Source organism: Promicromonospora thailandica, assembly GCF_024171955.1.
In the GTDB taxonomy this organism is placed as follows: domain Bacteria; phylum Actinomycetota; class Actinomycetes; order Actinomycetales; family Cellulomonadaceae; genus Promicromonospora; species Promicromonospora thailandica.
Window position 1 is genome coordinate 151,572 of sequence record NZ_JAMTCS010000008.1, and the last position, 18,281, is coordinate 169,852.

Genomic DNA, 18,281 nt, shown 5'->3' on the forward strand with positions numbered 1-18,281 from the left:
CGTGACCTGGTCCGCAACCGGTCTGGTGTGAACTGCTGCATCGAAAGTAGCCACCGCCTCAACGGTCGGCAATCGCAGAACGCCACTTCGTGAAAACTCATGCACCCTGTCTTTAAGGCAATTAGTACATTCCACACTAAAGCGCCCTCCGTTGACAGGGTGTGAGGTCGTTTTGTCCCACAGCAGGTTCGGCGCCCAGCGCCCGGCCCAGAGCCCGGAAAGGACCGCCACACGCGCCCGCCACCAGGGCATCCGTTGACGGCGGGACCCGCGCGGCCGTACCGTCCCTCGACACTGACAACGATGTCATCGATGTCCCGGCCCCAGGAGTGCACAGTGCCCCGAAGCCCTCTCGCACCAGCCGTCACAGCAGCCGCCACAGCCGTCCTCACCGTGGCCGCCCTCGCGGCGGGTCCCGTCGGGCCGCCCGCGGCACACGCCCAGCCGCAGCCGCCGCCGGCCGCAGCGCGGTCGACCTGGGTGGGCACGTGGTCCGCCGCGGCCAACGGCGGCACCACCACGGACGGGTTCCCGGGGTACACCATCCGCAACCTCGTGCACACCTCCGTCGGTGGCGACCGGGTCCGCGTGAAGCTGTCCAACGCGTTCGGCACCGAGCCGGTCCGCATGGCGCACACGACCGTGGGCGTCCAGCGGCTGCCGGGGTCGGCGGCGATCGCCGACGGCACCCTGCGCGACGTGACCTTCGACGGCGCCGCGGCCGTCACGATCCCGGCCGGCGCGGAGGTGTGGAGCGACCCGGTCGAGCTGCGCCTCGGCGCGGCCACCGACCTCTTCGTCACCACGTTCACGCCCGAGCCGTCCGGCCCGGCCACCTACCACGCCGAGGGTCTGAGCACGTCGTACTACGCCACGGACGGCACCGACCACGCCGCGAGCACCGACGGCGGCGCGCTGACCCGCACCACCACGTCGTGGCACTACGTCACCGAGGTCGACGTCGAGCCCGGCGCGAGCCCGGGCGCCGTGGTCACCCTCGGCGACTCGATCACGGACGGCGTCGGCTCGGGACGCGACCTGAACCGTCGCTACCCCGACGTGCTCGCGCAGCGCCTGCGCGACGCGGGCGGCAGCCGCGCCCGGATCGGCGTCCTCAACGCGGGCATCAGCGGCAACCGGGTGCTGCTCGACGGCGCGGGCGTGCGCGCCACCGAGCGCGTCGAGCGCGACGTGCTGCGGCGGGCCGGCGCGAGCACCGTCATCGTGCTGCTCGGCATCAACGACATCCAGCAGGACCCGCACCAGCTCGACCCCACGAAGATCGTCGAGGGCCTGACCCGGATCGCGCGCGACTCGCGGGCCGCGGGCCTCACCGTGATCGGTGGCACCATCACGCCGTTCAAGGGCTGGCGCAGCTACAGCCCCGAGCAGGAGGCGACCCGCCAGGCCGTGAACGACTGGATCCGCACCACGGGCGAGCTCGACGCCGTGGCCGACCTCGACGCCGCGATCCGCGACCCCGAGGACCCCCGGCGGATGCTGCCCGTCTACGACAGCGGCGACCACCTGCACCCGGGTGAGGCGGGCCTGGCCGCGATGGCCGGGGCCGTCGACCTGTCGATGCTCGGCCGGCCCGGCACGGTACGGCCCGGCCGGCCCTCGCCCGTCGAGCGCTCGGTGGTCGTGGCCGCCGCTCCGGAGTCGGCCGTCGCCGTGGCGGGCCGCGCGAGCGAGATCGGCTTCCGCGTCCGCACGGTCGTCCAGAAGCCGGGCGGGGCGGTGGGCACCCTGACCACGGTCCTGGACGGGGTGCGCACGGTCACGCCGTTCGAGGTGACCAGCGCGGGCCGGAAGACCCAGGTGGACCTCAGCCCGACGGTCCGAGTCCCCGCGGACGCCGCCCCAGGGCCCCGCACGGTCCGGTTCGAGGTGGCCGTGCCCGGCGCGGGCCGCGCCGTCGCGCAGGCCCGCCTCGACGTGGTCGCGGTCGGGTGCGCGCAGGACGACGACGCCTGCCCCGTGGACCTGCCCTACGACCACGACTCGATCGCGAGCGACGCGCACGACGCCGACGGCGACTTCGACGGGCAGGGCTGGAGCTACGCGGCCGAGACGCTGCCCCCGGCCGGTCCGGTCGCGCTCGCGGGGACGGTGTACGCGTTCGGCAGCGGCGCGGACGGCGTGGACAACACCGTCGAGGCGCGCGGCCAGACCGTCGAGCTGCCCGCGCTCCGGTCCGGCACGCTGCACGTGCTCGCCGCGGCGGCCAACGGCTCCGTGGACCGGACGGCCACCGTCACCTATGCCGACGGCAGCACGCAGACCGTGCCGCTCACGGTCAGCGACTGGGCCCAGTCGCCCCAGGCCGGGGAGCGGGTGGCCGTCGCGGCGCCGTACCGGCTGCGCGCGGGCGCGGGCCGGGACACCCCGCCCGTGAACGTGTTCGCGCGCGAGCACGACCTGGACCCGGCCCGGACGACAGCGACGCTGACCCTGCCGGACGAGCCCCGGCTCAAGGTCTTCGCCGTCACCCTGGAGCAGGCGGCGCCGTGACCTGACACGACGACGCCGGCCGGGACGGTGTGTCCCGGCCGGCGTCGGTCACGCTCGCCGGCCCGGCGGGCTCGGGTCAGCCCCGCAGCGCGCCCCGCGCCTCGCGTGCCGCCGCCGCGGCGGCGGTCAGGAGCGCGTCCGGCGCGGGCCCCGCGGCCAGCACCGCGCGCGACGACGACGCGAGCACGTTCCGGCGCGCGGAACCGAACGTCGTGGCGAGCTCCCGCTCCCCCGCGCCCTGCGCGCCGACGCCGGGCGCCAGCAGCGGGCCGTTGACGGCCACGAGGTCGGTGCCCGTGGCCGCGACGGCGTCGCCGATCGTGGCGCCCACCACGAGGCCCACCGAGCCGAGCGGCTCGGCGCCCGCGTTGAGCACGGCCGCCCGCGCCGCCATCAGGGCCGCGACCGTGGCGCCCGCGGCGTCCCCGGCGTCCGCCGGGCCCGCCGTGGTGCGCGCGTGCTGCACCTCGAAACCCTCCTTGTTGGAGGTCAGGCACAGCACGAACAGGCCGCGCCCGGTCGCGGCGGCCAGCTCGACCGCCGGGTCGAGCGAGCCGAACCCCAGGTAGGGCGACACCGTCAGGGCGTCGCCCGCCAGGGGCGAGCCGTCCGCGAGGAACGCGTCGGCGTAGGCGCCCATGGTCGAGCCGATGTCACCGCGCTTGGCGTCGACGATCGTCAGCGTGCCCGCCGCCCGCGCGGCGGCGATCACCTCCTCGAGCACCGCCAGCCCCCGGGAACCGTGTCGCTCGAAGAACGCGGCCTGCGGCTTGAACGCCGCGACCTGCCCGCCCAGGGCGTCCATGACTCGCAGGGAGAACTCGCGCAGGCCGTCGGCGTCGTCCGTCAGGTCCCAGGCGCGCAGCAGCGACGCGTGCGGGTCGATGCCGACGCACAGCGGGCCGTGCTCGTCCATCGCGGCTGCGAGGCGCGCGCCGAACGGCACGGGCGCGCCGGTCACGCCGGGCGCCGTCATGCGCCCACCGCCACGGGCTCGGGCCCGGCCGCGAGCCGCGCCGCCGTCGACGCGGTGTGCTCCTGCAGGCTCGCGACCTCGAACGGGCCCGCGAGCACCGCCTCGATGCCCTGGACCGCCGCGGCGAGCTGGTCCACCGTGGTCGCGATGGGCTTGTCGGCCGCGGTCGTCGCGGCGCGGATCTCGTAGCCGTCCGCGCGGGCGCCCTGACCCGAGGGCGAGTTCACCACGAGGTCGATCTGCCCCTCGGTGATGAGACCCACCACGGTGAGCTCGCCGTCCGGACCGCGGCCCTCGGTGTGCTTGCGCACCACCGTGGCCTCGATGCCGTTGCGGCGCAGCACCGTGGCCGTGCCCTCGGTCGCCAGGACCGTGAAGCCGAGCTCGACCAGGCGCTTGACCGGGAAGACGACGTGCCGCTTGTCGCTGTCGGCCACCGACACGAACACGGTGCCCGACGTCGGCAGCCCGCCGAACGCCGCGGCCTGCGACTTGGCGAACGCGTGCGGGAAGTCCTTGTCGAAGCCCATGACCTCGCCCGTGGACCGCATCTCCGGGCCGAGCACCGAGTCCACCACCAGGCCCTCGCGCGTGCGGAACCGCTTGAACGGCAGCACGGCCTCCTTGACCGCGAGCGGCGCACCCAGGTCGAGCGTGGCGCCGTCGCGCTCGGGGAGCAGGCCCTCGGCGCGCAGGTCCGCGATCGAGTCGCCGACCATGACGCGCGCGGCGGCCTTCGCCAGCGGCGTGCCCGTCGCCTTGGAGACGAACGGCACGGTGCGCGACGCGCGGGGGTTGGCCTCCAGCACGTACAGCACGTCGCTGACCAGCGCGTACTGGACGTTGAGCAGGCCCCGCACCCCGACGCCGCGCGCGATGGCCTCGGTCGAGCGGCGGATGCGCGCGATCTCGGTCTCGCTCAGCGACACGGGCGGCAGCACGCAGGCCGAGTCGCCCGAGTGGATGCCGGCCTCCTCGATGTGCTCCATGACGCCGCCGAGGAACAGCTCCTCGCCGTCGAACAGGGCGTCGACGTCGATCTCCATGGCGTCGTCCAGGAACCGGTCGATCAGCAGGGGCGCCGCGAGGGTGCCCTGCGCGCCGGAGTCGGCGTGCGACGCGGCCGCGGCCTCCAGGGCCCGCTCCACGTACCCGGTGAGCTGCTCCTCGCTGTACACGATCTCCATGCCGCGGCCACCCAGCACGTAGGACGGGCGCACGAGCACGGGGTAGCCGATGCGCTCGGCGACGTCGCGCGCCTGCCCGAGCGAGCGGGCGGTGCCGAACGCCGGGGCGGGCAGGCCCGCGTCGACCAGGACCTGGCCGAACAGCCCCCGGTCCTCGGCGGCGTCGATGGCCTCCGGGCTCGTGCCCAGCACGGGCAGGCCGGCCTCGGCCAGCCGCCGGGCCAGGCCCAGCGGCGTCTGCCCGCCGAGCTGCACGACGATCCCCTTGACGGGGCCTGCGGCGAGCTCGGCCTGGTAGACCTCCAGCACGTCCTCGAAGGTCAGCGGCTCGAAGTACAGCCGGTCGGACGTGTCGTAGTCCGTGGAGACCGTCTCCGGGTTGCAGTTGACCATGACGGTCTCGTACCGCTCCGCGAGAGCCAGGGTGGCGTGCACGCAGGAGTAGTCGAACTCGATGCCCTGGCCGATGCGGTTGGGGCCGGAGCCGAGGATGATGACGGCCTCGCGCTCGCGGGGGGCGACCTCGGTCTCGTCGTCGTAGCTCGAGTAGTGGTAGGGGGTCTTGGCCGCGAACTCGGCGGCGCAGGTGTCGACCGTCTTGTAGACGGGCCGGACGCCGAGGGCGTGGCGGATCTCGCGGACGGTGACCTCGCCGGTCGGGCCCATGCCGCGCAGGCGGGCGACCTGGGCGTCGGACAGGCCGTGGCGCTTGGCGTGGCGCAGCACGTCCTCGGTGAGCGTCGGGGAGGCGGCGACGTCGGCGGCGACCTCGTTGGCGAGCTGGATCTGGTCCAGGAACCACGGGTCGATCTTGGTGGCGTCGAAGACCTGCTCGAGGGTGGCTCCGCCGGGCTGCCCGACGGAGCGCAGCACCTGCTGGACCTGGACGAGGCGCTGCTCGGTGGGCCGCTGGATCTCCTGCAGGAGGCGGGCGAGCTCGTCGCCGGAGGGTGCGTCGCCGTCCCAGTGGAACTGCACGCCGCCCTTGTCGATGGAGCGCAGCGCCTTGCCCAGCGCCTCGGTGAAGTTGCGGCCCAGCGCCATGGCCTCGCCCACCGACTTCATGGTGGTGGTCAGGGTGTCGTCGGCGGCGGGGAACTTCTCGAACGCGAACCGGGGCACCTTGACCACGACGTAGTCGAGCGTGGGCTCGAAGCTGGCCGGGGTCACCTTGGTGATGTCGTTCGGGATCTCGTCGAGGGTGTAGCCGACGGCGAGCTTGGCGGCGATCTTCGCGATCGGGAAGCCGGTGGCCTTGGAGGCCAGCGCCGAGGAGCGGGAGACGCGCGGGTTCATCTCGATGACGATGACGCGCCCGTTGGTGGGGTCGACGGCGAACTGGATGTTGCAGCCGCCCGTGTCGACGCCGACCTCGCGGATGACGGCGATGCCGATGTCGCGCAGCTTCTGGTACTCGCGGTCGGTGAGCGTCATGGCGGGGGCCACGGTGACGGAGTCGCCGGTGTGCACGCCGACGGGGTCGACGTTCTCGATGGAGCACACGACCACGACGTTGTCGTCCTTGTCGCGCATGAGCTCGAGCTCGTACTCCTTCCAGCCGAGGATGGACTCCTCCAGGAGCACCTCGGTGGTCGGCGAGTAGTGCAGGCCCTGGCCGACGATCCGGCGCAGGTCGTCCTCGTCGTAGGCGAGGCCGGAGCCGAGGCCGCCCATGGTGAAGGACGGGCGCACGACCATGGGGTAGCCGAGCACGTCGGCGGCCCGCAGGGCCTCGTCGACGGTGTGCACGATCTCCGAGCGGGCGGACTCACCGCCGCACTTCTCGACGACGTCCTTGAACTGCTGGCGGTCCTCGCCCTTCTGGATGGCGGGGATGTTCGCGCCGATGAGCTCGACGTCGTACTTGGCCAGCACGCCGGCCTCGTCCAGGGCGATGGCGGCGTTGAGCGCCGTCTGCCCGCCGAGGGTGGGCAGGAGCGCGTCGGGGCGCTCCTTGGCGATGATCGTGGTGAGCACCTCGGTGGTGATGGGCTCCACGTAGGTCGCGTCGGCGAACTCCGGGTCGGTCATGATCGTGGCCGGGTTGGAGTTGACGAGGATGACCCGCAGGCCCTCCTCCTTCAGGACGCGGCACGCCTGGGTGCCGGAGTAGTCGAACTCGCAGGCCTGGCCGATGACGATCGGGCCGGAGCCGATCACCAGGACCGAGGAGATGTCGGTACGGCGAGGCATCAGTGGTTCTCCTCGGTGTCGTGCGGGGTGGCGGGTGCGGTCCTGAGGGCGGGCGGCCACGACGCGGTGTCGGTCATGAGGCCGAGGAACCGGTCGAACAGGTAGGCGGCGTCGTGCGGGCCGGCCGCGGCCTCGGGGTGGTACTGCACGGAGAAGGCGGGCAGGTCGAGGCAGGTCAGCCCCTCGACCACCTGGTCGTTGAGGCCGACGTGGGAGACGACGACGCGGCCGTAGCGGCCGCCGTCGTGGGGCGCGTCGGAGACGGCCGGCGAGCCGCCGTCGGCGAACACCGGGGCGTCGACGGCGAAGCCGTGGTTGTGCGCCGTGACCTCGACCTTGCCGGTGGTGCGGTCCAGGACCGGCTGGTTGATGCCGCGGTGCCCGTACCCGAGCTTGTAGGTGCCGTAGCCCAGGGCGCGCCCGAGGATCTGGTTGCCGAAGCAGATGCCGAAGAACGGGATGCGGCGGTCCAGGACGGCGCGCAGCAGCTCGACCTCGTGGCTCGCGGCGCCGGGGTCGCCCGGGCCGTTGGAGAAGAACACGCCGCAGGGCGAGCCGTCCTGCGGCAGGGCGGCCTCGACGTCGGCGATCGTGGAGGCCTGCGGCACGACGACGACGCGCACGCCGCGCTCGGCCAGGCGCACCGGCGTCATGGACTTGATGCCGAGGTCCACGGCCACCACGGTGGCCACGGGGGTGCGCCCCGCGTGCTCGCCGCGCGGCTCCACGGTGTACGCCTGCGTGGTGGAGACCTCGCGGGCCAGGTCGGCGCCCGCCATCTGCGGGGCGGCCTGCACCTGCGCCACGAGATCCTCGACGGGGCGCGGGTAGCCGTCGCGGACGAGGTCGTCGCCCGAGAAGATCCCGGCGCGCATGACGCCCTCCTCGCGCAGGCGGCGGGTCAGGGCACGCGTGTCGACGTCGGAGATGCCGACGACGTCCTGCGCCGCGAGCTCCTCGCCCAGCGAGCTCCGCGCGCGCCAGCTCGACACGCGGCGCGCGGGGTCGCGGACCACGTAGCCGGAGACCCAGATCCTGCCCGACTCGGGGTCCTCGTCGTTGACGCCCGTGTTCCCGACGTGGGGGGCCGTCATGACGACGATCTGCCGGTGGTAGGACGGGTCGGTCAGCGTCTCCTGGTACCCGGTCATGCCGGTGGAGAACACGATCTCGCCGAACGTGGTGCCCGTGGCGCCGTAGGCGCGGCCGCGGTAGGTCGTGCCGTCCTCGAGGACCAGCGCTGCCGGTGCGGCTGCGGGCTGTGCTGCGGGTGTCGTCGGGGTGGTCACCGGGCCTCCTGCTCGTACGGGTGGTGCTGCTGTGTCTGGTGCTGCTGTGCCTGCTGCTGTGCCTGCTGGCCGTGCGGCTGCTCGGCGAGCAGGTGGCGCACGGCGTCCACGAGGCCGCCGCGGTCGGTGGCGCGGCGCGGGCGCAGGCCGGTGTCGACCAGCGCCGGTGCGACGCCGTCCGCCTCCGGGACGGCCCACGTCACCACGACGAGGCCGTCCGTACCGACGTACTTGCCGGCCATGCCGGGCGCCAGGCTCGCGTTGCGGATCGTGCCCACGGGCAGCCACAGGTCCTGGGCGCCCTCACGCTCGATCACGAGGCCGCCGTCGTGCACGGAGACCTGGGCGTTCGACCGGTCCCCCAGGCCGTGCGCGCCCACGCGCGCCAGCCAGTCGCCGTGCAGCGTCGTCGACACGTACACGGCGTCCAGGGGGCCGAACCGGAGTGCGCCGAGCGCCCCCTCGGGCACGACGGGCGGCACGGGGACGACGGCGGTGGTGCGCTGCGCGAGCCGGCGCCGGCCGATCAGCGTCACGTACAGCACGAGGAAGATCGCCAGCGCGACCAGCAGGGCTACGGCCAGGACTCTCATCGGGTGGCTCCTTCCATCTGGTCGGCGACCGCGCCGTCGAGGACCGTCGCGCGGCCCCGCAGGAACGTCGCGACCACGCGGCCCGGCAGCTCCATACCCCCGAACGGGGTGTTGGCGCTCGCCGTGACCTGGGTGCGGCCGTCGATCGCGCGCGTGGCGCCCGGGTCGACGAGGGTGAGGTTCGCGGGCTCGCCGAGGGCGATCGGCCGGCCCTGCGCGGTGTCGATCCGCCCGATGCGGGCGGGGCTCTCCGACAGCACGCGGGCCACGTCGGCCCACGTCATGCGGCCGGTGTCGACCATGGTCTGCTGCACCACCGACAGCGCCGTCTCCAGGCCGGTCATGCCGAACGCGGCGGCCGACCACTCGCAGTCCTTGTCCTCGACCGGGTGCGGCGCGTGGTCGGTGGCGACGATGTCGATGGTGCCGTCGGCCAGGCCCTCGCGCACGGCCTCGACGTCGGCGGCGGTGCGCAGCGGCGGGTTCACCTTGAACACCGGGTCGTAGTCGCGGGCCAGCTCGTCGGTGAGGACCAGGTGGTGCGGCGTCACCTCGGCGGTGACGTCGATGCCGCGGCCCTTGGCCCAGCGGACGATCTCCACCGAGCCGGCCGTGGACAGGTGGCACACGTGCAGGCGCGAGCCGACGTGCTCGGCCAGCAGCACGTCGCGGGCGATGATCGACTCCTCGGCCACGGCGGGCCAGCCCGTCAGGCCGATCTGCGCGGAGACGACGCCCTCGTTCATCTGTGCGCCCTCCGTGAGGCGCGGCTCCTGCGCGTGCTGGGCCACGACGCCGTCGAACGCCTTGACGTACTCCAGCGCGCGCCGCATGAGCACCGGGTCGTGCACGCACTTGCCGTCGTCGGAGAACACGCGCACGCGGGCCGCGGAGTCGGCCATGGCGCCCAGCTCGGCGAGCTTCTCGCCGCCCAGGCCCACCGTGACGGCGCCCACGGGGTGCACGTCGACCCAGCCGGCCTCCTGGCCCAGGCGGTACACCTGCTCGACGACGCCCGCCGTGTCCTGCGTGGGCGTCGTGTTGGCCATGGCGTGCACCGCGGTGAAGCCGCCCGCCGCCGCGGCGCGGGTGCCGGAGAACACCGTCTCCGCGTCCTCGCGGCCGGGCTCGCGCAGGTGGGTGTGCAGGTCGACCAGGCCGGGCAGCAGCACGTGGCCGGTGGCGTCCACCTCGTGCGCGCCGTCGGGCACGGCGACCGTCCCGGGCGCGCCCAGGGCGGCGATCACGCCGTCCGCCAGCACGACGTCGACCGGGTCCGTGCCGTAGGGGCGGGCCCCTCGCAGGACGTAGGCCTGCGGACTCGCGGTGCTCACTGGGCGTTCCTCTCGTCGGTGGTCTGACCTGTCTCACCCGACAGCAGCAGGTACAGCGCCGCCATCCGGACGGCGACGCCGTTGGCCACCTGCTCCACGATCACGGAGCGTTCGTGGTCGGCGGCCGCCGCCGAGATCTCCAGGCCGCGGTTCATCGGCCCGGGGTGCAGCACGATCGCGTGGTCCGGCAGCACGGCCAGGCGGCGGGCGTCGAACCCGAACTTGCGGCTGTACTCCATCGGGCTCGGGAAGAACGCCCCCGACCCGCCGGACATCCGCTCGCGCTGCACCCGCAGCATCATGACGGCATCCGGCTGCCACTGCTCGAGCGTCTCGTCCAGGTGGTAGGACACCCGGCACGGCCAGGTCTCCACGCCCACCGGCACGAGCGTCGGCGGGGCGACCAGCGTCACCTCGGCGCCCAGGGTGTGCAGCAGGTACACGTTCGAGCGCGCGACCCGGGAGTGCAGCACGTCGCCCACGACGGCGACACGCAGCCCGGCCAGGTCCGCCCCCGCCGAGGTGTCGGTGCCCCGGCCGTCGTGGCCCACGCCGCCCACCAGGTGGCGGCGGATCGTGAACGCGTCCAGCAGCGCCTGCGTGGGGTGCTGGTGCATGCCGTCGCCCGCGTTGAGCACGCCCGCGTCGAGCCAGCCCCCGTGCGCGAGCTGGTGCGCGGCGCCCGACGCCGAGTGCCGCACCACGACGGCGTCGGCGCCCATGGCGTGCAGCGTCAGGGCGGTGTCCTTGAGCGACTCGCCCTTGGACACGCTCGACCCCTTGGCCGAGAAGTTGATGACGTCGGCCGACAGTCGCTTGGCCGCCGTCTCGAACGAGATCCGGGTGCGCGTGGAGTCCTCGTAGAACAGGTTCACCACGGTGCGGCCGCGCAGCGTCGGCAGCTTCTTGTTCTCGCGGGACTGGGTCGCCGCCATCTGCGCGGCGGTGTCCAGCAGCAGGATCGCGTCGTCCTTGGCCAGACCCTGGGTGGTCAGCAGGTGCTTCACCGGGCGCCTCCGTCCTGCGCCGGGGCGGCATCGCTGATGACCACCGAGTCCGGCACGCCGTCGACGTCGGACAGGCGCACCCGCACCCGCTCGCTGCGCGAGGTGGGCAGGTTCTTGCCCACGTAGTCGGCGCGGATCGGGAGCTCGCGGTGCCCGCGGTCCACGAGGGCGGCGAGCTGGACGACGCGCGGCCGGCCCAGGTCGTTCAGGGCGTCCAGCGCGGCGCGGATGGTGCGCCCGGAGAAGAGGACGTCGTCCACCAGCACCACGACCTTGTCGTCGATCGTGCCGTCGAGGCTGCCCGGCAGCACCGTCTGCCCGACGGCGCGCGTGGGCTGTCGGCGCAGGTCGTCGCGGTACATGGTGACGTCCAGGGTGCCGAACTCGCCGTCGAACGACGGCTCGATCTGCGCCAGGCGCTCGGCCAGCCGGCGCGCGAGCTGCACGCCGCGCGTCGGGATGCCGAGGAGCACCACGTCGACGGCGCCCTTGTTCCGCTCGACGATCTCGTGGGCGATGCGGGTCAGCGCGCGGGCGATGTCGTCCTCGCCGAGGACGGTGCGCGCGTCGGCGGCGCTGGATGCGGGCATGCGGCTGCCAGGACTCATCTGGCGACCTCCTTCTCCGCCTCACGGGACGGGTTTAAAGGGAGTCTGACAGCCACCACCCTAACCCGCCGGGCAGGCGCCGGACGCCGGGGCGCCGCCCGCCGGGAGGGGCGTTGCTCACACCCCGGGCGGACGGCACCCGGCGCCGGCGGCTCAGCCCTCCAGACGCTCCGCGATGTCCGCGAGGCGACCCAGCCGCGCCTCCCACGCGTCCCCGATGCGCTCCAGCCGGCGTCCCAGCGCCGTCAGCTCGGCGCCGAGCGCGCGGTACCGGCGCTCGCGGCCCGCCGTCCACGACTCGACGAGCCCGGCGGCCTCCAGCACGGCCAGGTGCTTGGCGACGGCCTGCCGCGTGACGGGCAGCGCCTCGGCAAGGGACGACGCCGTCCGCCCGGCCGCGCCGTCACCCTGCGCGAGCGTCTCGAGGACGGCCCAGCGGGTGTCGTCGGCGAGGGCGGCGAACATCGCGACCGGCGACGGCGAACCGGTCACCACGTGCGCGACTCGACGTACTCGACGAGCTCGTCCAGCTCGCCGTCCCAGCCCTCGCGGTTGCCGTCGAGGGCCGCGCGGACGGCGTCGTCGGTGTCGCCGCTGAAGCCGGTCTCGTGCACGGTGAGGCGGGTGCCGTCGCCGTCGGCCTCCAGGGTGAAGGTGGCCTCGGTCATGCGCTCGGGCTCCTCGGCCGACTGCCCCCAGCGGAACGCCAGGACGCGGGCGGGCTCGCAGCGCGTGACCTCGAACGCGAACCAGCCGTACCCCTCGAAGTGCAGCCTGCCGCGGGTCCCGGCGGCGAGGGGTCCGCCGTCCTCGGTCTCGCAGCCGTCCCCGAACCAGCCGGCGACGTGCTGGGGCTCCGAGACGGCACGCCAGACGGCGTCGGGACCGGCCGCGATCCGGACGGCCCGGGTCACGGAGCGTGCGTCGAGGTCGATGGTCGCGCGGGGCTGAGTGGTGGTCATGAGGTCCTCCGTAGCCGGACGTGCAATGAATTGGTTGCACATCAACCATGGCGCAGATCGCCACAATGCGCAACCTGCAGGTTGCCCATCGTGGGATCCGCAGGTCAGTCGTGCAGCACCGCAACCGCCAGGCTCGCCGCCAGGGCCACCAGCGCGAGCACCATGCCCACGGTCCCGGGCCAGCCCGCCAGCGCGAAGCCGACGCCGCCGAGCCAGCCGAACAGGCTCGACCCCGCGTAGTACGCGAGGTTGTAGACGGCCGCCGCCTGGGTCCGCGCCCGCGGTGCGGCGACCGGGGTCCACCCGCTGGCCACCGCGTGCGCGCCGAAGAACCCGGCGGTGAGCACGACCAGGCCCGCCAGCACCACGGGCAGCCGCCCCGACAGCGTGGCCACCACGCCGAGCGCCATCACGCCGGTCGCCGCCACCAGCACCCGCCGGCGCCCGTACCGGACCACGAGCCGCCCGGTCCGCGCCGAGGACCACGTCCCCGCCAGGTAGGCGAGGAACACGAGGCTGACCACGCCGGGCGACAGGCCGAACGGCTCGGCGGCCAGCCGGAAGCCGAGGTAGTTGTAGACGGCGACGAACCCACCCATGAGCAGCAGCCCCTGCGCGTCCAGGACGAGCAGCCGCGGGCTGAGCAGGGCACGGAACCGGCCGGCCCGGTGCGCGGCCGGGTCGGGGGTGGCGGTGCGAGCCCGCGGGCCGCGGTCGCGGGGCGCGAGCCAGACGAAGAGGCCCGTCGCGACCAGGCAGGCCAGCGCGACGGCGGCGACCCCGGCACGCCAGTCGAGCAGCTCGGCGACGCCGCCCGAGACCAGCCGCCCCAGCAGCCCGCCCATCGACGTGCCCGCGACGTACGTACCGGCGGCCCGGGGCACCACCGCCGCGGGAAGCATCTCGGTCAGGTAGGCCATGGCCACCGCCGGGACGCCCGCGACCAGCAGCCCCTCGACGGCCCGCCCCGCGACGATCAGGCCGAACGACGGCGCGAAGGGCACGGCGAGCCCGACCGTCGTCGCGCCGAGCATCGCGACGGTCATGGCGCGCACCCGCCCGACGCGGTCCGCGACCCACGCCCAGGGCAGCACCCCCACGGCCAGCCCGAGCGTCGCGGCAGACACGAGCAGCGCGGTCGCCGACGCCGACGTCGCGAGCTCGCGCGCGGCGTCCGGCAGCACGGACTGCGGGGCGTAGAGCTGCGCGAACGCAGCGGTCCCGGCGCCGAACAGCGCGACGAGCAGTCGTCGCTCGTCGAACCGTGCGGCGCCGGGACCGGTGCTCATGCGCGGTGCGGGGTCCTGACGGCGGTCGCGCGACCGCCGTCGTGCGGACCGGTCATGCGTGCCGGCCGGTCGTGCCAGCAGGGTCAGTCATGCCAGCAGGGTCGGCTTCAGGTCCTTGACGCGGCCCAGCAGGCCGTTCACGAAGGCCGGCGAGTCGTCCGTGGACAGGTCGCCCGCGAGGTCGACCGCCTCGTCGAGGGCGACGGCGTCGGGCACGTCGTCGTTGAAGAGGACCTCCCACGTGCCGATCCGCAGGAGCGCGCGGTCGACGGCGGGCATGCGTGCCAGCGTCCAGCCCTGCGAGTAGGTCTCCAGCACCTCGTCGATGCGGTCGCGGTGCGCCACGACGCCCTCGACGATCTCGACCGTGTACTGCGGCACGGACGCCTCGGTGTGCGGCACGGCCACGCGGTCGGCGAGGAGCTTGAGCGGGTCGATGCCCCGCTGCTCCGCCTCGAAGAGGATGTCGGCGGCGCGCTTGCGCGCCTTGGTACGTGCGCCCACGTCAGTCGGTGACGCGGCCGAGGTAGTCACCCGTGCGGGTGTCGACCTTGACCTTGACGCCCTGCTCGAGGAACAGCGGCACCTGGATCTCCGCGCCGGTCTCGAGGGTGGCGGGCTTGGTGCCACCGGTCGACCGGTCGCCCTGCAGGCCCGGCTCGGTGTAGGTGATCTCCAGGACCACGGACGCCGGCAGCTCGATGTAGAGCGGCGTGCCGTCGTTCGAGGCGAGCATGACGCTCATGCCCTCGAGCATGTAGTCCTTGGCGTCGCCGACCGTCGCGGCGGGCACCGTGATCTGGTCGTAGGTGTCGTTGTCCATGAACACGAAGTCCTCGCCGTCCATGTACAGGTACTGGAAGTCGCGGCGGTCCACGTTGGCCGTCTCGACCTTGATGCCCGCGTTGAACGTCTTGTCGACGACCTTGCCGGAGAGCACGTTCTTCATCTTGGTGCGGACGAACGCGCCACCCTTGCCCGGCTTGACATGCTGGAACTCGATGACCGACCACAGGTTGCCGTCGATGCGGAGCACGGTGCCGTTCTTGATGTCGTTGGAGGTAGCCACGTTCGTCTTCCTGTGTCGGGTGAAGGTTTACCCAGGGCATGCCGACGGGGGCCGGCGGCTGGGGGTGATCGGGCCGGGGTGCCCCGGCCGTGCGATCAAGGGTGTCAAGCAGCAGCGGTCAAGTCTACCGGACAGCGTCGATCGACTCCGCCTACACCGGTCCGCTGCGCACGACGATGCCGATCGCCCCCGCGACGATCATCAGGGCCACCGATATGGGGTAGTAGGTGAGCGCCCGCCGGATATGGTCGTGCTTCTGAGCAGAGATCTCGGCAAGGTTCTTGACCTGGATCCAGGCCTCGCGCCTGTCGTCCTGCTTCGTGGTCGCGACGAGCTCGTCGACCGACGCGTCGACGATGTCCGGCAACGAGTATCTCGAGAAGCCTCGCTGCTTCATCCTCGGCCGCAGCGACAGCACCAAATGCATTCCGGCGATACCGCAGTAGATGACAGCGATCGCACCGAGCAGCGCCCCGGCCTGAGCCAACCACGCTCCGGGCTCGAGGGCCTGGTACAGAGGGATGGCGGGGGTCCCGACACCGAAGGTGAGCGCGATCGCTGCCACGAGGACGCTCGTTTTCACATCGGCATTGGTGATCGTGAGCTGAAGCATCGACTGGACGAACTGGGCGTCCGCAGCACTCCCCTCGCGATCGGGCATCCCGTCCAGGCGCCGCGCGTCGCGCTGCACGCGCCCCGTTCCCCACCAGCTCATTCGCCCCTCCGGCCCGACCGACGTCGCCAGGTGAGCCTACTCAGCCACACCCGAGGACCAACAGCTCCGACAGCACAGCAGATGAAGCTCAACACTTATGTTCTCAGCAATTAAGTCATATGCTGAATGCATGTTCACAATGATCGGCGACATCGTCGGCTCCCGAGCGCTCAAGGACCGCGCACGGGCTCAGCGAGCGATCGTCGCCACGCTCGGGAGAGTCAGCGAGTCGCTCACCCTCGCGCAACGCCTCGAACCGACGTTCGGCGACGAGGTGCAAGGCGGGTTCCCGACCATCGCGGATGCGACCCTCGCAACCCTGTTGATCCGGCTGGAGCTGAACTGGCTCGCTCACCCGCCGCCGACCGCCGACCCGGAGGAAGGCCGAACCCCCGACCTTGTCGTCATGCGGTTCGGGATCGGCCAGGGCGAGGTGCGTGTGTTCGAGATCGACTCTCAGCCGATACGGCAGGACGGACCAGGTTGGCACACCGCTCGTGACGCCATCGACTCCCTCGGGAAGAAAGCCGGTGCACGATATGTCGGGCCTGAGGACACCAGCTGGCCGACACCCGCAGCAGTCAACGCCTTCCTCGTTGCGCGCGACGGCCTCGTCGATACACTCAACCACCGCCAACGGCGGATGCTGCTCCGGGCGCTGCACGGTCATTCCCAGAAGGCCATCGCAGAGCTGGAAACCATCTCGGAGTCGGCCGTGAGCCAGGCGTTCGCGAGGGGCGTGAGCGCCGTTCGGGACGCACAGTTCCTCTTCGGAAAGGTGTGATGCACGGATGGCAGCTCTTGGAGCGTTCCTCGCAGCGCTGGGGGTGGCTGACGCCTTCCGGGACACGAACACCGCGGGCATCTCGAGCGCGCGCCGCTCTGCTGCGCTCGCCGCAGGCCTCCTGACGCTTGCGGCGCTCCTCGCAGCAAGCGGGACGCCTCCGCTCACGATGATCGGCCTCGGGACGGCACTGGCTCTACTGCTCGCCGTATGGACCCTCATCGACATCATCGCATCAGTCACCAGCAAGACGACGGCTCGCAGTGCAGCGTTCCTCGCGATAGCCACCGGAACCGTTGTCGCCTTGCTCTTCGCGGACGACGGCCCCAGCACCTGGCCAGGGTGGATACCCGGACCCTTGTCTACGTTCGCGCCATCACAGCTGATCCTTGTCGGTGGGATCGCCATCGCCCAGGTCACGACCGCTAACGTCCTGGTCCGACTCATCCTCGAAGCCGTCAACGTCCCCACCAAGGAAGGCTCGGACCGCCTTCGCAGCGGACGCGTTCTCGGCCCGATGGAACGTCTTTTCATCCTGGGGCTCGGCCTCGCAGGAAACCTCACCGCCGCCGCAGTTGTCGTGGGAGCCAAGGGCCTGCTTCGATTCCCCGAACTCGCCGCGAGTGAGTCGAACGTGCGCGCCGCCGCTTCGCCAATCATCATCCAGACCTCCGCGAAGAACGCCTCCGGCACGGAGGTGGAGGTGGACCCACCTCCTACCCCTCCTCTTCACCAGGGCCCCAACCCTGTGACGGAATACTTCCTCATCGGCAGCTTCGCTAGTTGGCTCATCGCCCTTGCAGGCCTCGGCCTCGCGATGTTGGTGTCTTCGTAAGGCAGGAACTTAACTTACTAAGCATTAAGCTCAAGACTTAACCGGTGACTACCCTACGATTTCGCCAGCGCCAGCTGGTAGGAGTCGAACGCGAAGCCGCCACGGGGCTGGCGCCACGCACCGCTCGACTTACGGGCGGACACCGTTTCAGCGGTTCACCTCGAGCTTCGAGCCACACCACTTTCGCTCGAGCGAATTTCGCGTCCCGCGGTGCCAGGCGATGCGCACACCGTGAGTTTGCAACGGTGTGCTTTACCAAGTACCGATTTGCCCCCCGACTACGTCGGGCCGCTCAGTTCTTCGAGGCGACGCACAATCACCGGCAGCACGGCGCACTCCTCCGACCACATTGCTGCCCGGACACGCTGGCTGACCGCTTGTTCGCTGACCCCTAACAATTGAGCCGCAGCCTTCTGTCTCCCCGGCTTGTCGGCCAGCCCGGAGAGCACGTCCACCGCTTCCCAACCATGAGGCGTGCGGCGAGCGCGGACCGCACCAAGAAGCTGCAAGAGCGATTCAACCTCGTGCGCTCGCCTCTCCCCGCTCGCGGCCGTGGGGCCCTCCACCGCTACGGATTTGCCAGACACCCGCGTCTTAGCCCGGTTCACGGCATCTCGGGCGCGGTAGAACGCCGGTCCGCGTGCGTCTCGGGACACGGCTGGCAGTGGTGTTTCGACCGGCCCCACGCCAATTCCGACGCTCCACCCTCGATCGCGAAGTAGGTCCAGCGTAAGATCGACTGCGAGTTGGGCCCCTGGACTGTGTCCACTGAGCACCCCCTGAACCTCGTCACCGATCGTCCGCTCAAACGGCAGCACGATTCCGGCCCGGCCGGAGGTCCACTTGGCCAGTTGCTCGAGCACCACGGGTACACGGTCCTCTGCATAAGTCGAGCCACGCTGATCGACCGTCAATACAATCACGGT

General features: G+C 72.2%; 17 protein-coding genes. 3 read left to right on the forward strand and 14 right to left on the reverse strand.

Annotated features, from left to right (window positions below; all coding sequences use genetic code 11):
• The first annotated feature begins 336 nt into the window (after positions 1 to 336).
• Positions 337 to 2,514: an SGNH/GDSL hydrolase family protein gene (locus APR03_RS14130; RefSeq protein WP_253836585.1), complete on the forward strand. Its 2,178-nt coding sequence runs from the start codon at positions 337 to 339 to the stop codon at positions 2,512 to 2,514.
• 76 nt (positions 2,515 to 2,590) lie between these two features.
• Here the strand turns inward: APR03_RS14130 and pyrF are convergent, their stop codons facing one another.
• From pyrF to APR03_RS14195, 13 genes are all read right to left on the reverse strand, one after another.
• Complete coding sequence (pyrF, locus tag APR03_RS14135; protein WP_253836586.1) at positions 2,591 to 3,490, reverse strand: orotidine-5'-phosphate decarboxylase; 900 nt, start codon at positions 3,488 to 3,490, stop codon at positions 2,591 to 2,593.
• Positions 3,487 to 6,870, reverse strand: a complete 3,384-nt coding sequence (gene carB, locus APR03_RS14140; RefSeq protein WP_253836587.1) for a carbamoyl-phosphate synthase large subunit — start codon at positions 6,868 to 6,870, stop codon at positions 3,487 to 3,489. The genes pyrF and carB overlap by 4 nt, the downstream gene beginning before the upstream one ends.
• Entirely contained in the window at positions 6,870 to 8,159 is a 1,290-nt protein-coding gene (gene carA / locus APR03_RS14145; RefSeq protein WP_253836588.1) for a glutamine-hydrolyzing carbamoyl-phosphate synthase small subunit, read from the reverse strand. Before carA ends, carB begins: the two co-directional genes overlap by 1 nt.
• Complete coding sequence (locus APR03_RS14150; RefSeq protein WP_253836589.1) at positions 8,156 to 8,752, reverse strand: PH-like domain-containing protein; 597 nt, start codon at positions 8,750 to 8,752, stop codon at positions 8,156 to 8,158. Before APR03_RS14150 ends, carA begins: the two co-directional genes overlap by 4 nt.
• Positions 8,749 to 10,086, reverse strand: a complete 1,338-nt coding sequence (locus tag APR03_RS14155; protein ID WP_253836590.1) for a dihydroorotase — start codon at positions 10,084 to 10,086, stop codon at positions 8,749 to 8,751. Before APR03_RS14155 ends, APR03_RS14150 begins: the two co-directional genes overlap by 4 nt.
• Positions 10,083 to 11,093 carry an aspartate carbamoyltransferase catalytic subunit gene (locus APR03_RS14160; protein ID WP_253836592.1) on the reverse strand — a complete coding sequence of 337 codons (1,011 nt, stop codon included), beginning with the start codon at positions 11,091 to 11,093 and terminating at the stop codon, positions 10,083 to 10,085. The genes APR03_RS14155 and APR03_RS14160 overlap by 4 nt, the downstream gene beginning before the upstream one ends.
• Positions 11,090 to 11,701: a bifunctional pyr operon transcriptional regulator/uracil phosphoribosyltransferase PyrR gene (gene pyrR, locus APR03_RS14165; protein ID WP_253836593.1), complete on the reverse strand. Its 612-nt coding sequence runs from the start codon at positions 11,699 to 11,701 to the stop codon at positions 11,090 to 11,092. Before pyrR ends, APR03_RS14160 begins: the two co-directional genes overlap by 4 nt.
• Positions 11,702 to 11,854: 153 nt before the next feature.
• The gene (locus APR03_RS14170) at positions 11,855 to 12,196 is read right to left on the reverse strand and encodes an ArsR/SmtB family transcription factor (RefSeq protein ID WP_308216501.1); all 342 of its coding nucleotides are present in this window, start codon (positions 12,194 to 12,196) and stop codon (positions 11,855 to 11,857) included.
• Positions 12,190 to 12,663: an SRPBCC domain-containing protein gene (locus tag APR03_RS14175; RefSeq protein WP_253836595.1), complete on the reverse strand. Its 474-nt coding sequence runs from the start codon at positions 12,661 to 12,663 to the stop codon at positions 12,190 to 12,192. Before APR03_RS14175 ends, APR03_RS14170 begins: the two co-directional genes overlap by 7 nt.
• A 104-nt stretch (positions 12,664 to 12,767) precedes the next feature.
• The gene (locus tag APR03_RS14180) at positions 12,768 to 13,952 is read right to left on the reverse strand and encodes an MFS transporter (protein WP_253836597.1); all 1,185 of its coding nucleotides are present in this window, start codon (positions 13,950 to 13,952) and stop codon (positions 12,768 to 12,770) included.
• Between the two features lie 87 nt (positions 13,953 to 14,039).
• On the reverse strand, positions 14,040 to 14,456 hold the full coding sequence (gene nusB, locus APR03_RS14185) for a transcription antitermination factor NusB (RefSeq protein WP_253836600.1): 417 nt from the start codon (positions 14,454 to 14,456) through the stop codon (positions 14,040 to 14,042).
• Position 14,457: 1 nt separating this feature from the next.
• Entirely contained in the window at positions 14,458 to 15,021 is a 564-nt protein-coding gene (gene efp, locus APR03_RS14190; RefSeq protein ID WP_253836602.1) for an elongation factor P, read from the reverse strand.
• A gap of 151 nt (positions 15,022 to 15,172) precedes the next feature.
• Entirely contained in the window at positions 15,173 to 15,712 is a 540-nt protein-coding gene (locus APR03_RS14195) for a Pycsar system effector family protein (protein ID WP_253836604.1), read from the reverse strand.
• Between the two features lie 154 nt (positions 15,713 to 15,866).
• On the opposite strand from APR03_RS14195, the gene APR03_RS14200 reads away from it, so the two are divergent.
• Complete coding sequence (locus APR03_RS14200; protein WP_253836606.1) at positions 15,867 to 16,520, forward strand: SatD family protein; 654 nt, start codon at positions 15,867 to 15,869, stop codon at positions 16,518 to 16,520.
• Between the two features lie 7 nt (positions 16,521 to 16,527).
• Entirely contained in the window at positions 16,528 to 17,355 is an 828-nt protein-coding gene (locus tag APR03_RS14205; RefSeq protein ID WP_253836608.1) for a hypothetical protein, read from the forward strand.
• Between the two features lie 278 nt (positions 17,356 to 17,633).
• Here the strand turns inward: APR03_RS14205 and APR03_RS14210 are convergent, their stop codons facing one another.
• Positions 17,634 to 18,278, reverse strand: a complete 645-nt coding sequence (locus APR03_RS14210; RefSeq protein WP_253836609.1) for a SatD family protein — start codon at positions 18,276 to 18,278, stop codon at positions 17,634 to 17,636.
• Between the last annotated feature and the right edge of the window lie 3 nt (positions 18,279 to 18,281).